The organism is Blastomonas sp., from assembly GCF_046294995.1.
Classification (GTDB): Bacteria; Pseudomonadota; Alphaproteobacteria; order Sphingomonadales; family Sphingomonadaceae; genus Blastomonas.
On the sequence record NZ_JBKBOG010000011.1, the window covers coordinates 1 to 21,101 of the forward strand.

At 64.9% G+C, this 21,101-nt stretch carries 19 protein-coding genes and 1 tRNA gene; 12 read left to right on the forward strand and 8 right to left on the reverse strand.

What is annotated here, in order from left to right; genetic code table 11:
• Positions 1 to 32 precede the first annotated feature (32 nt).
• Positions 33 to 1,232 carry a serine palmitoyltransferase gene (gene spt / locus ACK4R0_RS12155; protein WP_409674221.1) on the forward strand — a complete coding sequence of 400 codons (1,200 nt, stop codon included), beginning with the start codon at positions 33 to 35 and terminating at the stop codon, positions 1,230 to 1,232.
• Between the two features lie 184 nt (positions 1,233 to 1,416).
• Positions 1,417 to 4,911, forward strand: coding sequence for a bifunctional proline dehydrogenase/L-glutamate gamma-semialdehyde dehydrogenase PutA (gene putA / locus ACK4R0_RS12160; RefSeq protein ID WP_409674223.1), 3,495 nt, complete (start codon positions 1,417 to 1,419; stop codon positions 4,909 to 4,911).
• Between the two features lie 240 nt (positions 4,912 to 5,151).
• Here the strand turns inward: putA and ACK4R0_RS12165 are convergent, their stop codons facing one another.
• Complete coding sequence (locus tag ACK4R0_RS12165; protein WP_409674406.1) at positions 5,152 to 5,790, reverse strand: PadR family transcriptional regulator; 639 nt, start codon at positions 5,788 to 5,790, stop codon at positions 5,152 to 5,154.
• A 138-nt stretch (positions 5,791 to 5,928) separates the two neighbouring features.
• Here ACK4R0_RS12165 and ACK4R0_RS12170 point away from each other — a divergent pair, with 138 nt between their 5' ends.
• Positions 5,929 to 7,245, forward strand: a complete 1,317-nt coding sequence (locus ACK4R0_RS12170) for a replication-associated recombination protein A (RefSeq protein WP_409674225.1) — start codon at positions 5,929 to 5,931, stop codon at positions 7,243 to 7,245.
• Here the strand turns inward: ACK4R0_RS12170 and ACK4R0_RS12175 are convergent.
• Complete coding sequence (locus tag ACK4R0_RS12175; protein ID WP_409674227.1) at positions 7,242 to 7,487, reverse strand: hypothetical protein; 246 nt, start codon at positions 7,485 to 7,487, stop codon at positions 7,242 to 7,244. The genes ACK4R0_RS12170 and ACK4R0_RS12175 overlap by 4 nt on opposite strands.
• Before the next feature lie 34 nt (positions 7,488 to 7,521).
• On the reverse strand, positions 7,522 to 7,809 hold the full coding sequence (locus tag ACK4R0_RS12180) for a BrnT family toxin (protein WP_409674229.1): 288 nt from the start codon (positions 7,807 to 7,809) through the stop codon (positions 7,522 to 7,524).
• Between the two features lie 149 nt (positions 7,810 to 7,958).
• On the opposite strand from ACK4R0_RS12180, the gene ACK4R0_RS12185 reads away from it, so the two are divergent.
• The 4 genes from ACK4R0_RS12185 (at position 7,959) to ACK4R0_RS12200 (ending at position 11,093) form a co-directional block, all read left to right on the forward strand.
• Positions 7,959 to 9,239, forward strand: a complete 1,281-nt coding sequence (locus ACK4R0_RS12185) for a serine hydrolase domain-containing protein (RefSeq protein ID WP_409674231.1) — start codon at positions 7,959 to 7,961, stop codon at positions 9,237 to 9,239.
• A 3-nt stretch (positions 9,240 to 9,242) separates the two neighbouring features.
• A complete protein-coding gene (locus tag ACK4R0_RS12190) occupies positions 9,243 to 10,124 on the forward strand; it encodes a hypothetical protein (RefSeq protein ID WP_409674233.1) in 882 nt (293 codons plus the stop codon).
• Between the two features lie 32 nt (positions 10,125 to 10,156).
• Positions 10,157 to 10,232 (forward strand) — tRNA-Thr (locus ACK4R0_RS12195).
• A gap of 90 nt (positions 10,233 to 10,322) precedes the next feature.
• Complete coding sequence (locus ACK4R0_RS12200; RefSeq protein ID WP_409674235.1) at positions 10,323 to 11,093, forward strand: hypothetical protein; 771 nt, start codon at positions 10,323 to 10,325, stop codon at positions 11,091 to 11,093.
• Positions 11,094 to 11,114: 21 nt separating this feature from the next.
• Here ACK4R0_RS12200 and ACK4R0_RS12205 read toward each other — a convergent pair whose 3' ends face one another.
• Positions 11,115 to 11,687, reverse strand: a complete 573-nt coding sequence (locus ACK4R0_RS12205; RefSeq protein WP_409674237.1) for a superoxide dismutase family protein — start codon at positions 11,685 to 11,687, stop codon at positions 11,115 to 11,117.
• Positions 11,688 to 11,830: 143 nt separating this feature from the next.
• On the opposite strand from ACK4R0_RS12205, the gene ACK4R0_RS12210 reads away from it, so the two are divergent.
• Positions 11,831 to 12,274, forward strand: coding sequence for a PaaI family thioesterase (locus ACK4R0_RS12210; RefSeq protein ID WP_409674239.1), 444 nt, complete (start codon positions 11,831 to 11,833; stop codon positions 12,272 to 12,274).
• Positions 12,275 to 12,297: 23 nt separating this feature from the next.
• Here ACK4R0_RS12210 and ACK4R0_RS12215 read toward each other — a convergent pair whose 3' ends face one another.
• Entirely contained in the window at positions 12,298 to 13,086 is a 789-nt protein-coding gene (locus ACK4R0_RS12215; protein WP_409674241.1) for a DUF1499 domain-containing protein, read from the reverse strand.
• Between the two features lie 160 nt (positions 13,087 to 13,246).
• On the opposite strand from ACK4R0_RS12215, the gene ACK4R0_RS12220 reads away from it, so the two are divergent.
• The 4 genes from ACK4R0_RS12220 to ACK4R0_RS12235 are packed head-to-tail and all read left to right on the forward strand — an operon-like array spanning position 13,247 to position 16,204.
• Complete coding sequence (locus ACK4R0_RS12220; RefSeq protein ID WP_409674243.1) at positions 13,247 to 13,765, forward strand: GNAT family N-acetyltransferase; 519 nt, start codon at positions 13,247 to 13,249, stop codon at positions 13,763 to 13,765.
• 59 nt (positions 13,766 to 13,824) lie between these two features.
• On the forward strand, positions 13,825 to 14,415 hold the full coding sequence (locus tag ACK4R0_RS12225; protein ID WP_409674245.1) for a DUF1285 domain-containing protein: 591 nt from the start codon (positions 13,825 to 13,827) through the stop codon (positions 14,413 to 14,415).
• Entirely contained in the window at positions 14,412 to 15,008 is a 597-nt protein-coding gene (locus tag ACK4R0_RS12230) for a CoA pyrophosphatase (protein ID WP_409674247.1), read from the forward strand. Before ACK4R0_RS12225 ends, ACK4R0_RS12230 begins: the two co-directional genes overlap by 4 nt.
• Positions 15,005 to 16,204, forward strand: a complete 1,200-nt coding sequence (locus ACK4R0_RS12235) for a CCA tRNA nucleotidyltransferase (protein ID WP_409674249.1) — start codon at positions 15,005 to 15,007, stop codon at positions 16,202 to 16,204. Before ACK4R0_RS12230 ends, ACK4R0_RS12235 begins: the two co-directional genes overlap by 4 nt.
• A gap of 7 nt (positions 16,205 to 16,211) precedes the next feature.
• Here ACK4R0_RS12235 and ACK4R0_RS12240 read toward each other — a convergent pair whose 3' ends face one another.
• From ACK4R0_RS12240 to ACK4R0_RS12250, 3 genes are all read right to left on the reverse strand, one after another.
• Positions 16,212 to 17,900 (reverse strand): putative bifunctional diguanylate cyclase/phosphodiesterase, encoded by a 1,689-nt coding sequence (locus tag ACK4R0_RS12240; protein ID WP_409674251.1) that lies wholly within the window; start codon positions 17,898 to 17,900, stop codon positions 16,212 to 16,214.
• Between the two features lie 129 nt (positions 17,901 to 18,029).
• Positions 18,030 to 20,333, reverse strand: coding sequence for a DNA topoisomerase IV subunit A (gene parC, locus ACK4R0_RS12245; RefSeq protein WP_409674253.1), 2,304 nt, complete (start codon positions 20,331 to 20,333; stop codon positions 18,030 to 18,032).
• A gap of 295 nt (positions 20,334 to 20,628) precedes the next feature.
• A complete protein-coding gene (locus ACK4R0_RS12250; protein WP_409674255.1) occupies positions 20,629 to 21,060 on the reverse strand; it encodes a hypothetical protein in 432 nt (143 codons plus the stop codon).
• Positions 21,061 to 21,101: the final 41 nt, after the last annotated feature.

Consider the following 21,101-nt stretch of genomic DNA (forward strand, 5'->3'; position numbering starts at 1 on the left):
TATTCCGGCCGTCCCCATCAGAGAATGACCCCATGACCGACCTGTTTTCCAAGTTCGACGCCCTGATCGGCGAGCGCGAGGCTTTGCTCTCGCACGGCGTGCGCGATCCCTATGCGCTGGTGATGGAATCGGTTAAATCGCCCACCGTGGCGATGTGCAACGGCAAGGAAACGATCCTGCTGGGCACCTACAACTATATGGGCATGACCTTCGATCCCGACGTGCTCGAGGCCGGCAAGACAGCGCTCGACAATTTCGGATCGGGCACCACCGGCAGCCGCGTGCTCAACGGCACCTATGCCGGGCACCGTGACTGCGAAGAGGCGCTGAAAGAGTTCTACGGAATGGACCACGCGATGGTCTTTTCCACCGGATACCAGGCGAACCTTGGCATCATCTCGACCATGGCGGGCAAGGACGATTACATCATCCTCGACACCGACAGCCATGCCTCGATCTATGACGGCTGCGCTTTGGGCAATGCGCAGATCGTCGCCTTCCGCCACAACGATGTCGAGGCGCTCGAAAAGCGGCTCAAGCGACTGCCGCCCGAGGCGGGCAAATTGGTAATCCTCGAAGGCGTCTATTCGATGATGGGCGATATCGCCCCGCTCAAGGAGATGGTCGCTGTCTCCAAGGCGGCCGGCGCTATGGTGCTGGTCGATGAGGCGCATTCGATGGGCTTTATCGGCGAGAACGGGCGCGGCGTCGCCGAGGCGGCAGGCGTGATGGACGATGTCGATTTCATCATCGGCACCTTCAGCAAGTCTGTCGGCACGGTCGGCGGCTTCTGCGTCTCCAACCACCCCAAGTTCGAGGTGCTGCGGCTCGTCTGCCGCCCCTATGTGTTCACCGCGAGCCTGCCGCCGTCGGTCGTCGCAACGGCGGCGACCAGCATCCGCAAGCTGATGCACGCGGGCAACAAGCGCGCGCATCTGTGGGAGAACTCCAAGCGGCTGCACCAGGGCCTGCGTGACCTCGGCTTCCAGCTCGGCACACCCGAAGCGCAGAGCGGCATCATCGCGGTGATCATGACCGATATGCTGAAAGGTGCCCAGATGTGGGAAGCGCTGCTCGACCGCGGGCTCTACGTCAACCTTGCCCGCCCGCCTGCAACCCCTGCCGGCATGACCCTGCTGCGCTGCTCGCTGTGCGCGGAACATACGAGCGAACAGGTCACCGAGATATTGGGAATCTTCGAGGCTGCGGGCAAGGACGTCGGGGTTATCTGATGTCCCTCACCGTTCTCCGGCGAAAGCCGGAGTCCAGGGGCGAGATGGCACTTTAGCCGCTCTGGACTCCGGCTTTCGCCGGAGAACGTGGGAACAGCGGCGTTCATCATACCGACCCCTTCAAAACCCCGAAAATTGCTGTATGGGCGGGCGAGAACAGTCCTCCCCAGACAAGGCTTATGCCATGACCGAACTGCTTGCGTTGCGCGATGCCGTACGCGCACACCACCGGGCCGATGAAGGTGCGGTGCTCGATCATCTGATCGCGAACTACGCCCCCTCGCCCGAGCTTCGCGCCCGCATCCGCGCGCGCGCGGTGCGCGTGGTAGAGGATGTCCGCGTGGCGTCCGGACCCACGCTGATGGAAAGCTTCCTCGGCCAATACGGGCTTTCGAGCGACGAGGGGCTGGCGCTGATGACGCTGGCCGAAGCGTTGCTGCGCGTGCCCGATGCCGAGACGATCGATGACCTGATCGAGGACAAGATCAGCCCGGCAAACTGGCGCGAACATTTCGGCAAGTCGGAAAACACACTGGTCAACGCCAGCACCTTTGCGCTGTCGATGACCCAGTCGGTGCTCGAAGGCCCGTCGAGCAGAGGCCCGCTCGATGCGTTGCGCGGTGCGATCAAGCGGCTGGGCGAGCCGGTGATCCGCGCCGCCGTGCGCCGGGCGATGAAGGAGCTGGGCAACCAGTTCGTGCTCGGCGAGGACATGGGCGAGGCGCTCAAGCGCTCGCGCAAATGGGCCGACGACGGCGCGACCTTCAGCTACGACATGCTGGGTGAAGCAGCGCTGACCTTCCCCGATGCCGACCGTTATTTCGCGTCTTACATGGACGCGATCCGCGCGATCGCGGCTGCCGCCAAGACCGACGACATGCGCACCAATCCGGGCCTGTCGATCAAGCTGTCCGCACTCTATCCCCGCTACGAGATGAGCAAGGCCGACGAATGCGTCCCCGCATTGGCCGACCGCGTGCTCGAACTGGCCCGCGCTGCGCGCGATGCCCGGATCGGGCTCAATATCGATGCCGAGGAGGCCTATCGGCTGGGCATGTCGCTCGACATCATCCAGCTGGTGCTGAACGATCCCTCGCTCGCCGGTTGGGACGGCCTTGGCGTCGTGGTGCAGGCGTTCGGCAAGCGCGCCAGCTTCGTGATCGACTGGCTTTATGGCCTCGCCCAGTCGCTCGACCGCAAGATCATGGTGCGGCTGGTCAAGGGCGCGTACTGGGACACCGAGATCAAGCGTGCGCAGGTTGATGGCGTGCCCGATTTTCCGGTCTTCACCAGCAAGGCTGCAACCGACATCTCGTATATCTGCTGCGCCGCGCAGTTGCTCAAGCTGACCGACCGGATCTACCCGCAGTTCGCTACCCACAATGCGCACAGCGTCGCGGCGATTCTCGAGATGGCGGGCAATCGCGACGACTTCGAGTTCCAGCGGCTGCACGGCATGGGCGAACCGCTGCACAATGCGCTGCTGCGCAACGAGAAGGTGCGCTCGCGGATCTATGCGCCTGTCGGCAAGCACCGCGAACTGCTCGCCTATCTGGTGCGCCGCCTGCTCGAGAACGGAGCAAACTCGTCGTTCGTCAACCAGCTTGCGAACCACGCGGTTCCCGCCGAGGCGATCGCGGCGGACCCGTTCGAGCAGCTCGAAGCCGGGCGCGTCGAAGCCGACCGCAAGATCGTCCGTCCGGCTGCAATCTTCGCGCCGTCGCGGATCAACTCGCGCGGCTGGGACCTGGCCAACCGCGCCGACCTCAACGAATTTCTCGAATCGCGCGGCAAGTTTGCAGATAGCCAGTGGCAGTCAGCGCCGATCCTTGCCGGCCATGATCCCGCGACCGCCGCCACCTGCGAGCCGCGCGCAGTCTACAGCCCTGCGCAGCCGGATCGCCAGATCGGATCGGTGATCGATGCGAGCGAAGCGCAGGCCAATGCCGCGATCGCCGCAGCAAAGATTTGGGCCGCACCGGTTGCCGAACGCTGCGCTGCTCTGGGCCGCGCCGCCGATCTGCTCGAGCAGCACCATGGCGAGATTTTCGCGCTGCTGGCGCGCGAGGCGGGCAAATCCCCGCCCGATGCGATCGCCGAACTGCGCGAGGCGGTCGATTTCCTGCGCTATTACGCGGCAGAAGCGCTGGCGGACCCGGATGCCTCGCCGCGCGGCATCATCACCTGCATCTCGCCCTGGAACTTCCCGCTGGCGATCTTCATCGGTCAGATTGCAGCCGCATTGGCGCGCGGCAACGCCGTGCTGGCCAAGCCTGCCGACCAGACCCCGCTGATCGCGCACCTCGCCACCCGGCTGCTGCACCAGGCGGGCGTGCCTGCCGATGCGTTGCAGCTGCTGCCGGGACCCGGCAAGGTCATCGGCACCGCGCTGACCGGAAACGCCGCGATCGGCGGCACCTGCTTTACCGGATCGACCGCCACCGCACAGACGATCAACCGCAACATGGCCGAGCACTGCCCGCCCGATGCGATGCTGATCGCCGAAACCGGCGGGATCAACGCGATGATCGTCGATTCTACCGCGCTGCCTGAACAGGCGGTGCGCGACATCGTCGCATCGGCGTTCCAGTCCGCAGGGCAGCGCTGTTCGGCACTGCGGATGCTCTACGTCCAGCGCGACATCGCCGAACCGCTCAAGGAGATGCTGTTCGGTGCGATGGATGCGCTGACCCTGGGCGATCCGTGGTGGTTGGCCAACGACGTGGGGCCGGTGATCGACCCGCAAGCACGCGACAAGATCGCCGCGCATATCGAGGCGGCCAAGCGCGACGGTCGGCTGCTCAAGCAGCTCGAACCGCCAGCTAATGGATGGTTCGTCGGTCCTGCAGCGATCGCGGTCGACGGCATCGACGATCTCGCCGAGGAAATCTTCGGCCCGGTGCTGCATGTCGCCACTTTCGAGGCGGGCGAAATCGGCGCGCTGATCGACCGCATCAACGCGCGCGGCTATGGCCTGACCTTCGGCTTGCAGACCCGGATCGATGGCCGTGTCGACGATGTCACCGCGCGGGTCCATGCGGGCAACATGTACGTCAACCGCAACCAGATCGGCGCCGTCGTCGGCGCGCAGCCGTTTGGCGGCGAGGGCCTGTCGGGCACCGGCCCCAAGGCAGGCGGGCCACGCTATCTGCCGCGCTTTGCCGAAGCGCCCGGGCCACAGTTCGATTTGCCGCCGCTGACCCGGATCGCCGCGCGCGCCGAGGTCGAGACTGCGCTTGGAGCGCTGCCGCGCGTGACAGAACTCCCGCTCGACACGATGACGATGCCAGGGCCGACCGGCGAATCCAATGTATTGTCGACCTATGCGCGCGGCCGGGTGTTGTGCCTGGGGCCGACGGTCGATGCGGCGCTGGAGCAGGCGCAGGCGGCGCGGTCCGAAGGGTGCGCGGCGCTGATCGTGGTCCCCGGGGCCAAGGGGGTTCATGCAATCGACGGGTTCATCGAGCGCGCCGACCTTGCGCATATGGAAGGTTTCGACGCGGTCGCGGCATGGAGCACCACCGACGACCAGCGCGCGATCCGCCGCGCGCTGGCCGCGCGCGAAGGCGCGATCCTGCCGCTGTTCACCGAAGAGCACTACGCCGCCCGCTGCGTCCACGAGCGCCATGTCTGCATCGACACGACCGCAGCTGGCGGGAACGTCTCGCTGCTGGCTTAACCCACTCCCCTCCCGCACTTTACCTAGCCTCTCCCTTGATGGGAGAGGCAGCACTTTCTGGCCTCTCGCTTGATGGGAGAGGCAGCGAGACTTGGCAGCTTGCTGCCTTAGTCGCAGCGGTGAGGGTGATGGCGCGGCTGGGTATTGGTCGTGCGCTGCAAGAGCCATCGCACAATCCGGAGAGATCACCCCCACCCAACCCTCCCCCATCGAGGGGGAGGGCTTTCGGAAGGGAGAGGCCTAAAGCCGCTCGATCTTCTGCGCGGCTTCGTCGAGGATGGCGGCGACGCGGTGCTTGAATTCGGCATCGGTCTCACCACTGCCGAAACGGTGCGCCATCGCGGCCATCAGGTTGCCGACCGCACGGCCGATCTGCGGACCGCCCGCGCGCTGTTCGCGCTCCTCGCCTGCTTCTGACAACCGCGCCAGCAGCGCATCGGCCTCGTCGCGCTTCTCGGAAAGTTCGGCGATCCCGGCATCGGTGATGCGGAATGCCTTGCGCGAACCTTCGGTTTCGACCGAGGCGATGAGGCCGGTGTCTTCGAGCAGGCTGAGCGTCGGATAGACAACGCCCGGGCTCGGCGCATAGTCGCCGCCGGTCATCTCCTCGATGGCCTTGATCAGATCGTAGCCATGCCGCGGCTCCTTTTCGATCAGCGCGAGCAGCACGATGCGCAGCTCTCCGCTGTCGAACATCCGACGTCGTCCGCGACCTCCCCGGCCGCCTCCGCCGCCGCGACCACCCCGGCCGCCGCCGTCGAAGCTCCAGTTGCCGAAGTCCCAGTCATTGCCCCAGCCACGGCCACCGCCGCGCCCGAAGCTCATTGCGATAAAGGGGTTGCCCGAACCGCGCGGGCCACCGCCCATTTTGAAACGCATACTCATATCGAATCTATCTCCTGCATGTCTCGATTGTTCTAAGATATATCTTAGATACGGTTTGACAAGGGCTATTGTGCGACGGATGCATTTTTCATCCTCTTCCCCCTGTCCGTGGCACCCGCTAGCGTTCCAGCGATGAGTGACCTGTTCGAAACCCTGCCCCCCGCCACCAGCAGCCACCAGCCCGCCGCAGATGCGCCGCTGGCCGACCGCCTGCGCCCGGCGAACCTTGGCGAAATCATCGGTCAGGATCACCTGACCGGGCCCGAAGGCGCGATCGGCCGCATGGTGGCGGCGGGCAAGCTCTCGTCGATGATCCTGTGGGGGCCACCCGGCACCGGCAAGACCAGCATGGCGCGGCTGCTCGGCGAGGCGACGGGGATGCGCTTCGTCGCGATCTCGGCGGTGTTCTCCGGCGTCGCCGATCTCAAGAAAGCCTTTGCCGAGGCCGAGAAGATGGCGGGCGCAGGGCAACGTACCCTGCTGTTCGTGGACGAGATCCACCGCTTCAACCGCGCGCAGCAGGATGGGTTTTTGCCCTTTGTCGAGCGCGGCACCGTCGTATTGGTCGGCGCAACGACCGAAAACCCCTCGTTCGAGCTCAACGCCGCTCTGCTCAGTCGCAGCCAGGTGCTGATCCTGCGGCGGCTCGACGAGGCGGCCTTGGGCGAACTGATCGCGCGGGCAGAAGCGCTGACCGGACGCTCGCTGCCGCTCACCGACGATGCCCGTGCTGCGCTGATCGCTTCGGCCGATGGCGACGGGCGCTTCCTGCTCAACCAGGTCGAGACATTGCTGGCGGTGAAGATCGACACGCCGCTCGATCCGGCAGGGCTGGCCGCGCTGCTCCACCGCCGGATGCCGGTCTACGACAAGGACCGCGAGGGCCACTACAACCTCATCTCCGCGCTCCACAAGGCGATGCGCGGGTCCGATCCGCAGGCTTCGCTCTATTATCTCGCGCGGATGCTGGTGGCGGGCGAGGAGCCGCTGTACGTGCTGCGCCGGATCACCCGCTTTGCCAGCGAAGACATCGGCATGGCCGATCCGCAGGCGCTGGTGCAGTGCCTCGCCGCCAAGGATGCCTATGCGTTCCTCGGCTCACCCGAGGGCGAGCTGGCGATCGTGCAGGCGTGCCTCTATTGTGCCACCGCACCCAAATCGAACGCGATCTATGCCGCGCAGAAAGCCGCCTGGAAAAGCGCGCGTGCCACCGGATCGCTGATGCCGCCGCCCAACATCCTCAACGCGCCGACCAAGCTGATGAAGGACATCGGCTATGGCAAGGGCTATGCCTATGACCACGACCAGGCCGAGGGCTTTTCGGGCGCGAACTATTGGCCCGAGGAAATGGACCCGCAGCGGTTCTACCAGCCGGTAGAACGAGGGTACGAGGCGCGCATCGCCGAGCGGATGCGGGTGTGGGAGGATTTGCGGAAGGGGAAGGGCTAGGCGGCTTTGGAAATGTTCTCGAACAGGTCCCTGACCGCTCCGATGGCATCTCCCTTGTACCGATAGGCGACTGTGCTCTGGCCGATCACCGCGCCCGACTTGTCGCTCAGAAGCCAGCGCCATTGGTCGTCAGGGCCGCGAAACAGCGAAAAGCCTGCCCGCTTTTGAAGTTCCGAAACATCGTTGAATGCCGCCCACTCAGGATCGTCCTCGATTGCGCGCTCGATATCGTCTTCGGTCATGGCGTCCAGCCGTGCCCAATCGGTCAGCGACTCTCTAGGTGCCTCGCCCAAACGCATTCTGGTAATCTTTTCGCTCATATCGCCTTGCTCGCCTCAACGAGATGATCCGGGTTACGCCGTTGCGCATGGTATATACCACAGCGACGATGCGATCGTCATGGTTTATCGTGCCAATGGCCGTCACACGGCGTTCGTCATGTCGGGATTCGATGACGTAGTGATCGAGTCGCGGCCTCGCCCAAACCTCGCCCACATCGATAAAATCGATCTTGTGCTTTTCCAGATTGATCAAGCGCTTGGCTTCGTCCCATTCAAATTCCATAACGCCCTGCCCCATTTGGAGTCCCGATCATGCCGAAGCTTTTCTGTTCTGCCCACGTTTTGAAAGCTATGGCAGGCCTGTCACTGGCACTAGGGTTCATTAGCACACCGCTCAGCGCGCAGCTGATAACACCCGCCGAACCCACCCGGATGGATCGCGCGCAGGCCGCAGGGTACAAGGCGCAGTTCGTCTGCTCGGGGCTGTGGAACGGCAACAAGACGATGGCCGATATCGAGGCGGACGAGCTCACCGGCATCTATCCGCACATCGCCGCGATCGTGCCGACTCTGACCGCCGACATCGACGAGCCCGCGCACCAGGTGAGCGTTGCGTTTGCCGAGGACATGCCGCCGCGCATCGCCCGGCACAATCCGGTCACCGGTTGCACTTCGATGCCGATCGGCTGGACCAGTGACGGCCGCCGCCTGCCCGCCGAATCGCTCGAACGCGCGCAGCCGGGCAGCGCCGATGCGCAAGCCTGGCCGCTGGGCGATGCCAACGCCAGCGACTCACGCATCATGATGATCACGCCGTTCGATACGCTGGTGGAAAGCGCGTTCGACGCGAAAGCGTTCGGCGGCAGGACCAGCGGCGTGGTGATCGTCCACAAGGGCCGGATCGTGCAGGAGCGTTACAAGCCCGGCCACGACATGCACACCGCGCAGCGCACCTGGTCGGTCGCCAAGTCGATCGCGGGCACGTACGTGGGCTTCGTCCGCCAGAAGGGCTTTGCCATCCCCGATGCGCCCGTGCGCGAGTGGAATGTCGAGGGCGATCCGCGCCGCGCGATCACCGTCGATCATCTGCTCCGGATGGGCAGCGGATTGGTCAGCGATAGCCCGGGCAACCGTACCGACGCGGTGTACATGGCTGCAGGCGACGTGCGCCAGTGGACGACCTTGTGGCCGATGCTGCACCAGCCAGGCAGCAGTTTCCGCTATTCCAACAACGACATCCTGCTCGCCACCTTCGCCGCGCGCGATGCCGCGCCCGACCTTCACCCGCACCAGATGTTCGACGCGCTGGGCATGACCCGCACCTGGGCCGAAACCGACTGGCAGGGCAACTACATCCTCTCCAGCCAGGTATGGACCACCGCGCGCGACATGGCGCGGATGGGGCTGCTGTATCTGAACGGCGGCAGCTGGAACGGCTCACGCGTACTCCCTGAAGGTTGGCGCGATTACGTCACCAAACCCAGCGGCCCGCAGCCCGAGGGCGGCGAGTTCGGCTATGGCGCGAGCTTCTGGCTGATGAACAAGAGCGAGGGTGTCCCTGCCGATGCGTTTGCGGCACTGGGCAATCGCGGGCAGCATCTGGTGATCATCCCGAGCCGCGATCTTGTCATCGTACGGCGCGGCTATGACAGCGCGGGCGACCAGTTCGACATCGCCAAATTCACCGCCGAGGTCTTGAAGCTGATCCGCTGATCGATGCGCAGGTTTGAACATTACGCCTGCTTCGACTGGTCGGGGCAGGCGGTGGCGCGGCCCAAGGGGCTGGCGCTCGCGACCATCGGCGCGGAAGAAGGCGCGCGGCCGGTGCTGCTGCGCCCTCAGGGAGGCTGGTCGCGCGGCGCGGCGCTCGAATGGATGCTCGCGCACGCGCAGGCCGGCACGGACATGCTGATCGGACTGGATCTGTCGCCGACATTCCCTTTCGTCGATGCGGGCGGCTATTTCCCCGAATGGGATCAAAGCCCCGCCGATGCCCGCACCCTGTGGGCGATGGTGGACCGCATCTGCGAGGGCGATGCCCATATGGCCGCCAGCAGCTTCGTCGGTCACGTTGAGGCGCGGCGCTATTTCCGCCACGGCAAGGGCGATACCGGCGACCGCTTCGGCCTCTCGGGCGTCGGCCGATTGCGCGAAGTCGAGCGGCACCAGCGGCTGACCGGTCAGGCCAACAGCCAGAGTTGCTTCAATCTGGTCGGCGCGGCGCAGGTCGGCAAATCCAGCCTGACCGGCATGCGGCTGCTGCACAGGCTTGCGGGCCGCATCCCGATCTGGCCGTTCGATCCGGTGCCCCAGGCAGGCCCGGTGATCGTCGAGATTTACACCAGCATTGCCGCGCGCGCAGCGGGCCTTGGTCGCGCGCGCAGCAAGGTGCGCGATGCCGATGGGTTGCACAGCGCGTTGGATCAGCTCGGCGCGTTTCCGCCCGCCCCGTTGATCGCGCATGACGACCACAGCACCGATGCGCTGATCACCGCAGCCTGGCTGCGCAATGCTGTCCATGACATTGACCTGTGGAACCCGCCGGCACTCGATGAGTCGATCCGCGTCACAGAAGGCTGGACCTTTGGCGTCAAATAGAGCATTGGACGCGGCGCAAACGCGCCTTTAGCGCCGCTTTAGCTCAGCTGGTAGAGCAACCGCCTTGTAAGCGGTAGGTCGTTGGTTCGATTCCGACAAGCGGCACCATAAGACGAATATCAGGGGCTGGGGGGCCGAAAAGGTACAAGAGCTAGCCCGCTGATGGAAATACCCCGCACCGAAACCCCTGTTGACGGCATGGCCTGGCATGGCCGCGCACGCGCCTGGATGCGATCGAAACTGGGCGAGCGGACCGGCGGCGTGATCTTTGCCCTGCTGGCAGAAATCCTGATCATTCTTGCTCTGCTTTCGCTGTCGATCTCGCCTCCCGGATCGCGGGTGGACGAGCAGACGCTTACGGTGTTCGGCGTGAGCGAGCAGCCGTCCGAGGACCCGGTCGAAGAGGAAGTCCCTGCCCCGTCCCAGGATGCCGCGCAGTCGCCGCAGCCACAGGAAGCAGAGGCGGTACCAAGCGAGATACCCAGCCCCGTCGTCGCGGCCCAGCCATCGCCATCCCCCGTGCCGCCCGCGATCGTGCCGATGCCATCCGCGCAGCCTGCCCAGCCCAGCGCCTCACCGCAGATCGCCAAACCAAAGGCCAACCCGGGCCGGGTTTATGGCCCGGCGGACAAAGGCGTGCCAGGCGATACCGAGCGCGTCGGGTCCGCCCCCAATGGCGAGCCGCTCTATGCTGCCGCCTGGTACCGCGAACCTTATGACGATGAATTGTCGGGCTATCTGTCGACCGCGCGTGGACCCGGCTCGGCCTTGATCGCCTGCCGCACGGTCCCGGATTTTCGGGTCGAAGATTGCGTTCAGCTGGGCGAAACGCCGACAGGATCGGGAATTGGTCGCGCCGTCATCGCGGCGGCCTGGCAATTCCGGGTCAGGCCGCCGCGCGTCGGCGGGGTTTCAAAGGTGGGAGAATGGGTGCGCATCCGCATCGATTACACCACCCGCAGGCAATGATCACCGCAGGTCAAATGCAGGTCAGCTGATGCCGAAAACGCCGCAGGCGACGCGGTCACCACTCTCGCCCGATGGATCGGTCATCTGATCGTCAGCATCGGCATGGATGACGAAAGCCGCGCCATCGGCATCGAGCATTTCCGAAACCGACGTCCCTTCGATGGTGTACTCCATCTGGCCGGTGCCATCGCCCCCGATCGTCAGATTGGGCATGTCGCCATGATGCTGGCCTTGCGGGTTGCTGAGGCCATGCTTGGCACCCGTCGGGTTCCAGTGGCTACCGGCGGTCTCGAATTTCGGACCTTCGCATTTGCCGGTCGCATGAATATGGACGCCATGATCGCCCGGGGTCATCCCGGCGGCGGTCACGGCCACCACGATGTCGCGCCCACGGCCAGTGACGGTGACCGTTCCTGCGTCGGTCCCGTCGGCCGTTGACAGCGTGGCCATCGCCACCTGCGGCGTTTCGGTGACAGCGGCGGTGGTGGCGTCGTTCGCGGCGGGCTGCGAATCCGGCGTGCCGCCACCGCATGCGGAAAGCGCGAGCGCGGCCGGCAGCGCCGAGGCCGCGAGGAAAAGACGGGTGGGGGTCATGCTAGAGCTCCTGTTGTTTGGTCAACTACGGATCAATGCAGCTGACGTTCCGAAAATGCCGGAGCACCGGTCAATCGGCATTTGACACCCAGCGGTTTTCGCGATTGGCTGGCGCGGTTAACACAACCCCACGCCGGAGCCTCATGACACACACAGCCCCATCCCCCGTACAGACCCTCAACACCACACTGGGCTTCGTCCGGATCGTCGATATCAAGCCAGAAGGGCAAGCGACGCTGGAGTTTCAGGCCGGTCCTCACATGTGCCATTCAGGCGGCGTGGTGCAGGGCGGGTTCGTCACCGGGTGGATCGATGCCGCGATGGCGCACGCCGCGATGGCGATGGCAGGGCCCGATGTCGTGCCGATGTCACTCGAGCTCAAGGTCAGCTTTTTCGCCCCCGCCCGGCCCGGTCTGGTAACGGCCAAGGCCTGGGTGGAACGCCGCGGACGCAGCACATGCTTTTTCGAGGGGCAGTTGCTCGACGCGTCCGGCAAGGTGCTGGCCAAGGCGAGTTCGACCTTGATGCTCGCGGACAAGACGCGGGTGGAACAGGCGTCAAGCAAGGCGGTTGCCGACACGCAATAGCGCCCGGCGCATCGACATCGATGTTAATTGGGCGCGGCGGCCTTCAGATCCTTGAGGAAATCCCGGATGCGCTTGGCGTTGACGCCAAGGTCGCTGCGTCCCACGCGCGAGACCGAACGGACATCGACCTGGCTGCTCAGGCCGCCGGGACCGGGTTGAACGCGAACAACCACATCGTCCTTGAACTTGAACAGCGACACGGTGTCCACGGCCTCCAGTCGCCCTTCCTCGGGGTTCGCGACGGCGATTTCCCAGCCGCGGTTGCGCGCGACCTCCTCGGCCAGCGTCACCGCCTTGTCGACCGGAAGCGGCAGCGTCACCGTGCGCAGGTCGCCATAGGCTTCGCGGTGCAGCAGCTGCCAGCGCTCCCTGGCGTCCATGCCCGCATATTTCGCCTCGCCCCGCCCCGGGATATCGGCAAAATCATCGGGCCGCAGCTTCAGCACCTGAAATTCGGGCGGATTTTCGAGGTTGGTGGTGATGTCGTGAATCTGGGGCACGCTCCTGCCGACGTTGACCCAGTAGCCGATCACCCCCAGAAATCCGACCGCGCATACCAGCCCGATCAGCGTCAGGTTGCGGATCGCGACGCCCTTCTTGCGGTAGAGCAGCAGCACGATCAGGCAAAAGACGAGCGCGACCAGCGCGAGCACGACCGCCGCCATGACGATGCTGAGCCCGTCGAGCTTGGGCCACCAGTCCTGCCCGGCCCCGATCGCTCCGACCAGTGCCATGACCACCGATCCCGCCCCCAGCAACAGGCACAAGCGCGCCAGCCAGATCGATGCGTGCGGTTTTTCGATGGATGTCATGATCGTCCCCTGTTGCCCGTATGACACACATAGGAAAGGAAGGCGGTTTTGGCAAATCGATTAGCCAGCCAGCACCACTGCGGGAAATGATGCTCGACTTGGGGCCTGTGCCTGCCTAAGGGCGCTAGCTCTGTGACCTCATGCAAGCCCGTCTGGAACGATGACAGAATTCACCATAATTCCGCTCGATCAGGTCGATCCCGCCTGGGTCGATGACCTGCTCGATCAGGTGTTCGGGGCCGAGCGCAGCGGGCGGACGATCTATCGCGTGCGCGATAGCCTGGAAGCGCTGCCCGCGCTCAGCTTCGCCGCCATCGATGGCGAAGGGTATCTCGTCGGCACCATCCAGTGCTGGCCGGTTGCGCTGACCGATCCCGACGGCCTGGCCTATCCGATGATCCTGGTCGGCCCGGTCGGCGTCGCACCCGATCATCAGGACCAGGGGATTGGCCGTGCCTTGATGGCGGCGGTGTTCGGCGCGATGGGCGTGGGCGAAAAGATGCCGCTCGTGCTGCTGGGCGATCCCGAATATTATGGCGCCCGCTTCGGCTTCAGTGCCGAGCGGACCGGCGGCTGGTCGCTGCCCGGCCCGTATGAACAGCACCGGCTGCTGGCCTTGGCGCGTCCCGATTCGGTCATGCCGGACAAAGGCACATTGGGTCCCTGGCGGCTGACATGAGCTGCGATTTCGGGCGCCGGGCTTTGCATAGCGTGCCACGCGTGCTTATCTGACAACCCATGCCCTACGATGCCCCCCCCGAGATGCGGGACCTCTCGCTCGCCGAAATCGCCGAGCTGGTTGCCGCGCGCAAGCTGCCCCCGGTCGAGCAATGGTCGCCTGCCGCCGAGAGCGACAGCTATATGCGGATCGCTGCCGATGGCCGCTGGTATCACCAGGACGGCCTGATCTCGCGCCCCGCGATGGTGCGCCTATTCGCCAGCGTGCTGCGGCGCGAGGATGACGGGCGATATGCGCTGGTCACCCCGTTCGAAAAGCAGTGGATCGAAGTCGAAGACGCGCCGTTGCTGGCGGTCGAGGTAAAATCGGAAGGCAGCGGCGAGCAGCGGCGGCTGGCCTTCCGGCTCAACACCGACGAGCTGGTGGTCTGCGGCGCGGACCGTCCCTTGGTGCTGCGCGGCAGCGTCGATGAACCGCGCCCCTATCTGGGCTTGTGGCGCGGCCTTGAAGCGCGGATCGAGCGCAGCGTCTATTATGATCTGGTCGAACTCGCGCTCGCCGAACAGGGCGAAGCCGGCGAAGATGGCGCAGGCCTGCCGATCTGGAGCGACGGCACCTGCTTTCGGCTGGACCGGATCAGCGCTGCATGAGCCTGTTCGACAGGCTCGAACGCGCGCTGGCGGCGAGCGCCGATCATGAATTTGCCGGAATGGATGAGCGCCATATCGCGCCCGAAGGCGGGGTGCACATTCCCGCCGCCGTGCTGATCGCGGTGACCGATCGGCCCGAGCCCGGCGTCATCCTGACCCAGCGCCCCGACTATCTGCGCAGCCATCCCGGCCAGATCGCCTTTCCCGGCGGCAAGATCGACCCGACCGATGCGCACCCGACCGCGGCGGCATTGCGCGAGGCCGACGAGGAACTTGGCATTGCGCCGCATCACGTCCGCGTAATCGGCGAGGCCGACGTGTACCGCAGCGGCAGCGGCTTCGAGATTACACCGGTGCTGGGGATCATCCCGCCCGATCTCACCTACACCCCCAACCCAGGCGAGGTCGCCGACTGGTTCGAGGCACCGCTCGCCTTCGTGCTCGATCCGGCCAACCACGTCCAGCACAGCACCCAATGGAAGGGCGCGGAACGCCGCTATATCGAGATCATGTGGGGTCGCAGACGCATCTGGGGGGTGACCGCGGGCATCATCGCCAACCTCTCGCGCAGGCTTGAAGGGGTGATCGCATGACCCGGATCGACGCCGCATGGGCGCAGCGCGAGGATATCGCCGCGATGCTGGCGGTCTTGGACCCGCAGGGCGACCAGTGCCGCTATGTCGGCGGCGCGGTGCGCGATGCGCTGCTTCAGATCGAGGCGACCGATGTCGACATCGCCACCCGGCTGCTGCCCGATGAGGTCATCGCCCGGCTGACCGGCGCAGCGATAAAGGCGGTGCCGACCGGGATCGAGCACGGCACGGTAACGGCAGTGCTGGAGCTGGGCCCGGTCGAGATCACCACGCTGCGCCGCGATGTCACCACCGACGGTCGTCATGCCGAGGTCGCGTTTACCGACGACTGGCGCGAGGATGCGGCGCGGCGCGATTTCACGATCAACGCGCTGTTCGCCGACCCGCGCACGCTGGAGGTCAGTGACTATTTCGGCGGCGAGGCCGACCTTGCTGCGCGGCTGGTGCGGTTCATCGGCGATGCCGATGCGCGCATCCTGGAAGACCATCTGCGGATCTTGCGCTTCTTCCGCTTTCACGCCCGCTTCGGCGGCGCTGCAGATGCCGATGCGCTGGCCGCGTGCGCCCGGCATGCCGACCGGCTGAAAGCGCTGTCGCGCGAGCGGATCGCGCGCGAACTCCTGCTGCTGCTGGGCAGTGCCGACCCCCTGCCCGCCGCGATGCTGATGGCGCAGGCCGGGATCTGGCCGGTGATCCTGCCCGAAATGGCGGGCGATGGATTGGACAGGTTGCGCACCCTGCTGGCGCGCGAGGCCCGATTGGGTGCAGCGGCCGATCCGCTGGTACGGCTCGCCGCATTGCTGCCGATCGAGGCGCAGGTTGCCGAGACGGTCGCGGCACGGCTGCGGCTATCGAAGGCGCAGCGCGCGGTGCTGGGACGCTACGCCGCACCCTGGCCGGGCAGCGGCACCGCGCGACAGGTGGCGGCTGGCGCCCAGCCGACCGATAACGTCGCCAACTGGCTGCTGCTGCGCGGCCCCGACGCGATGCTGACCCCCGGTTGGGAAAGCCTCAAGGGCTGGAGCGTCCCCGACTTCCCGCTGGGCGGGCGCGATGTTCTTGCGCTTGGAGTCAATGCAGGTCCAGCCGTCGCCCGCGTGCTGGGAGAGACAAAGCGCAGGTGGATCGCCGAGGATTTTCCCGATCGCGACCGGATACAGGAAATCGCCGCGCAGGTTGCAGCGTCGGGAGGCTGACGGCTGATCATCCCATGCGGGTGATCATGTACTCGTAAGCTTCGTCGGCGGGAACGGGCCGCGAATAATAATAGCCTTGGCCGAACGAACAGCCCAGCGCCGCTAAAGTCTGCGCGATCTCGAGCGTCTCGATACCCTCGGCCGTGGTTTCCATGCCGAGCGCACTGGCCAGCGACAGGATTGCGCGGACGATCGCCACCTTGTCACGCTCCTGCAGCATCTGGCTGATGAAGCTGCGGTCGATCTTGAGCACATCGATCGGCAATTGCTGCAGATAGGCGAGATTGGAATAGCCGGTGCCGAAATCGTCCATCGCCAGCGACACATCGAGCCCGCGCAGTGCGGTCATGACCTTGGCCGCGCGGGCCGGGTCGCTGACCACCACCGATTCGGTAAGCTCGAGGCACAACCGTTGCGGGCGCGTCTTGTTGGCGCGCAGGATGCTCGACACCATGCTGGGGATATCGTCGCGCGCAAACTGCGCGGCGGACACGTTGACGCTGACCTTCAGCGGAAGTTCCTCGCCCGCCTTGCGGTCCCATTCGCCCAGCACCTGACAAGCCCGGTCCAGCGCCCAGCGACCCAGCGGCATGATCAGCCCGCATTCCTCTGCGACGGGGATGAACTCGACCGGAGAAATCATCCCGTAATCGGGGTCTTTCCACCGCGCGAGCGCCTCGAACCCGGTGACGAAGCCGTTGGTCATGTCGATCAGCGGCTGGAAATACAGCTCGAGCCGGTCGAGCTCGATCGCCTTGCGCAGTTCGGTCTCGAGCGTGAAGCGGCGGCGCGCCTTGTCGAGCTCTTCGGGCGTGTAGATTTCCGCCTGGCGGGTGTGCTTGGCGCGCTTGAGCGCAATCTGCGACTGACGGATGTAGTTGGCGCAATCGGCCTGCCCGGTCTTGCTGAGCGCAATCCCGATCGCCCCGTCGATCTGGATTTCAAGATCGGACAGGCGATAGGGTTTGAGGAAGATATCGCGAATCCGGCTGGTGATCCGCGACAGTTCGCGCGGATTGGACCCGCGCAAAGGCACGAACAGCGCAAATTCGTTGCCACCGATCCGTGCGACGATATCGGTCTTGCGGACCCGCCCCATCAGGCGGCGTGCGACGGTGATGATCAATTCGTCACCGACGACGCTGCCGGCACATTCGTTGATCTGGCTGAACCGGGCGATATCGAGCGTGATGATGGCGAACCCGGGCATCGCAGCGCGTCCGTCGGTGCCGTGCTCTGCCAGCCGTGTTTCCACCGCGTCTTCGAATCCTGCGCGATTGGGCAGCCCGGTCAGACTGTCGCGCATCGTTTCGCGGCGGAAGCTGTCGTGGGTTTCGATCTCGCTGGTACGATCGATCAGGCTGATCAGGAAATGCGGCCATTCCAGCCCGTCCATCTCGATCCGCGCGGCGGTCACATCATACCGGCGGGTCTTGATCGGATCGACTGCGGTCCATGGACGATGGGCCCTGCCGCTTTCGTTGCGGCTGGCGATCGAAACGAGGTCGGCCACCAACAGCATGTCGATCTGCGACGTGCTACCCGGCATCAGCTGCCGTTCGACAAAGGCGGGGTTGGCCAGCACGATCTGCGGCGTGCCTTCGGCGCGGGTCACGATTGCTGCTGGAATGGGCAACGGGTCGAGCACCGCAGCCACGCCCGGATGCCTGCCAACCGACCGGTCCTTGAGGGACATATCCGGCGCGGATGGCGCGCGCGATCTGGAAGACGGGTTCGGGCTGGGCATATTGGCTGCAGGATTAGCCGCACAATTGTAAAATTAACCTAAACACGCGCAAAAAACGCGTGCGGTCCGAACTATAACTCAGCCATCAAACCGGTTGTTGCGTGGGAAACCATTGGGCGGCAGACGCCCCGCCGCGCCGCGCGCGACGCGCCACAGACCCATGTCCTTTTCGGTGCGTGTCCGACCGCTCTCTCCGCCCATCGTCCAGCTGAGCCCCTCGTCGAGCCGGAATGCCGTGGCATCGGAAAGCGAACCGTCGCGGTAACGCTGGAGCTGCACGCCTTGCCCGCGCGCCATGACCGGCAGTTCGCTGATCGGGAACACCACCAGCTTGCGGTTCTCGCCCACCACCGCGATATGATCGGCGCTGGCAGGGACCGGTCGGATCACTGACAGCTTTACGCCTGTCTTCAGGTTGACGACCTGGCGGCCCTTACGGGTTTCGGCGATCAGCTCGGCCATCTCGGCAAGGAAACCGCGGCCGTTCGAGGCGGCAAGCAGCAATCGGCCTGCCGGATCGTAGGGCATCAGCGCGATGATCTGCGCCTCGTTCTCCATGTCGAGCATGTTGCGCACCGGCTCGCCAAAGCCCCGCGCACCGGGCAGATTCTGGGCACCCAGCGTGTAGAACCTGCCATTGTCGAGCATGATCAGCAGCTTGTCGGTCGATTGCGCGTGGAACGCGAAGGCCGGGCCATCGCCTTCCTTGAACTTGGTGATCTCGGGCACCGCAAGGTCGGCATGGCCCTTCATCGCCTTGATCCAGCCGCGCCGCGACATGATCACGGTCACCGGCTCGCGCTCGATCATCGCCTCGAGCGGGATTTCGCGTGCGGGCGCGGCCTCCTGCAGATCGGTACGGCGGCGGCCCAGTTCGGTGGTCTCGGAATACAGCGCGCGCAGGCTCGCCAGGTCCTTCTTCAGCCGCTTCTTCTGCAGCTTGGGGTCGGCGAGCAGCTTTTCCAGCCCCTCGGCCTCCTTGACCAGCGCATCGTGCTCGCGCCGCAGCTCCATTTCCTCGAGCTTGCGCAACGAGCGCAGCCGCATGTTGAGGATCGCCTCGGCCTGACGGTCGGTCAGCTCGAACTCCGCCATCATCACCGGCTTGGGTTCGTCCATCGTGCGGATGATCTCGATCACCCGGTCGAGGTTGAGATAGGCGATGATGTAGCCGCGCAGCAGCTCGAGTCTTGCCGCGATCTTGTCGAGCCGGTGGCGGCTGCGGTTGGTGAGGATGATGATCTGGTGCCGCAGCCAGGATTCGAGCAGCGGCTTGATCCCCATCACGCCCGGCGTGCGGGTCTCGTCGAGCACGTTGAGATTGAGCGGGAAGCGGACTTCCAGATCGGAAAAGCGATAAAGCGCATCCTTGAGATCATCGGGATCGACGTTGCGGCTCTTGGGCTCGAGCACGATGCGGATCGTCTCGTCGGATTCGTCGCGGATATCGGCGAGGATCGGCAGCTTCTTGTCGGCGATCAGCGTCGCGATCTGCTCGATCAATTTGCCCTTCTGCACCTGGTACGGGATTTCGCTGAGCACCAGCTGCCAGGTGCCGCCGGGCAGTTTCTCGATGCCCGAGGCTTCCCAGTTGCCATCGGCATCCTTGCCGGTGGAATAGCGCGCGCGCAGCCGGAACGCGCCGCGTCCGGTGCGGTAAGCCTGCGAAATCGTCTCGGCAGTATCGACCAGCAGCCCGCCGGTGGCAAAGTCGGGGCCGTGGAACACCTCCATGATCTGCTCGTGCGTCGTCTCGGGCGTGTCGATCAGCAGCATGGCTGCGTCGATCACCTCGGCGGCGTTGTGCGACGGGATCGAGGTCGCCATGCCCACCGCGATGCCGCTGGCGCCATTGGCGAGCAGATTGGGGAACAGCCCGGGGAAGATTTCAGGCTCTTCCTCCTCGCCGTTGTAGGTCGGCTTGAAGGTGACGGTGCCATCGTCGAGCCCGGACATCAGCTCGATTGCGGTGCGCGTCAGCCGTGCCTCGGTATAGCGATAGGCCGCCGCGTTATCACCATCGACGTTGCCGAAATTGCCCTGCCCGTCGACCAGAGGATAACGCAGCACGAAATCCTGCGCGAGCCGGACCATCGCGTCGTACACCGAAGCGTCGCCGTGCGGGTGGTACTTGCCGATGACATCGCCGACGACGCGCGCGCTCTTCTTGTAGCTGCTCGCCGGATCGAGCTTCAGTTGGCGCATCGCCCAGAGCAGCCGTCGGTGCACGGGCTTGAGGCCATCGCGCAGGTCGGGCAGCGAGCGCGCGGTGATGGTCGAGAGCGCATAGACGAGATAACGCTCCGACAGCGCGCGGTCGAACGAGGTGTTCTCGATTTCGGGAATGTCGTCGCCAGACCCGGCGCTCGCGTCTTTAGCCATATGTCAGCCGCGTAGCAGCGCGAATGCGGCAAGGCGAGAGGGGGAACCCGGTTTTCTGGGGAAAATTTGCGGTTACAGCGCTTCAAGAACCGGCGATCACAACGCCACGCCGCCCCTTGCGCTGGGCAAAGCCGGTGGCCCAGCTCAAAATTGCGCCAGTCGGCATTGCCTGACGGCACAACCAAGCCCGGCGCACGCTGGCATCGGCCTTTCCCTTGGCAACCGGACCGGCAGCTTTTGCGCGGACAGGGAAGAAACCGGAAATTCTGTTATCGACCCCATAGTCGACATTACATCAATCGTCGCTCAGGATCTGGCTTGCCGCATAAATCGCGATCAGCTCGTCCGGTTTCGCTTGTGTAGCGACATGAAGGATCAAGGTCCGTTGGAGTTCGACATCGGGATGAAACGCACAGTTCCCGGCGAACCATAGCGCTTCCGACATTGGTTCATCGGAATGCCAAGTCGTCATGACGAACTTTTCATCCGGTATGTGGCCGTAATTAAAGGTTTCAAGGACCGCCCAATCAACCGCGTCGTGCCACTTTTCGCACTCGGCCCCCCAAGCGATTGCATACAGGCAACCGCCTTCTACCAACCATTGGGCGATGCTGTTGCGCCAGTCGTCGGTCACCGTGGTCTCGGAGACAATGACTGCCCGAAGCGGCCCGATGGGTAGCTGTGGTGGAGTCTCGTTTGGAGGCAGATGCACGTATTCCGGTTTCATGCGCTCAGCTTAGGGGAACGGTTCCAATCGGCAATCCCTTG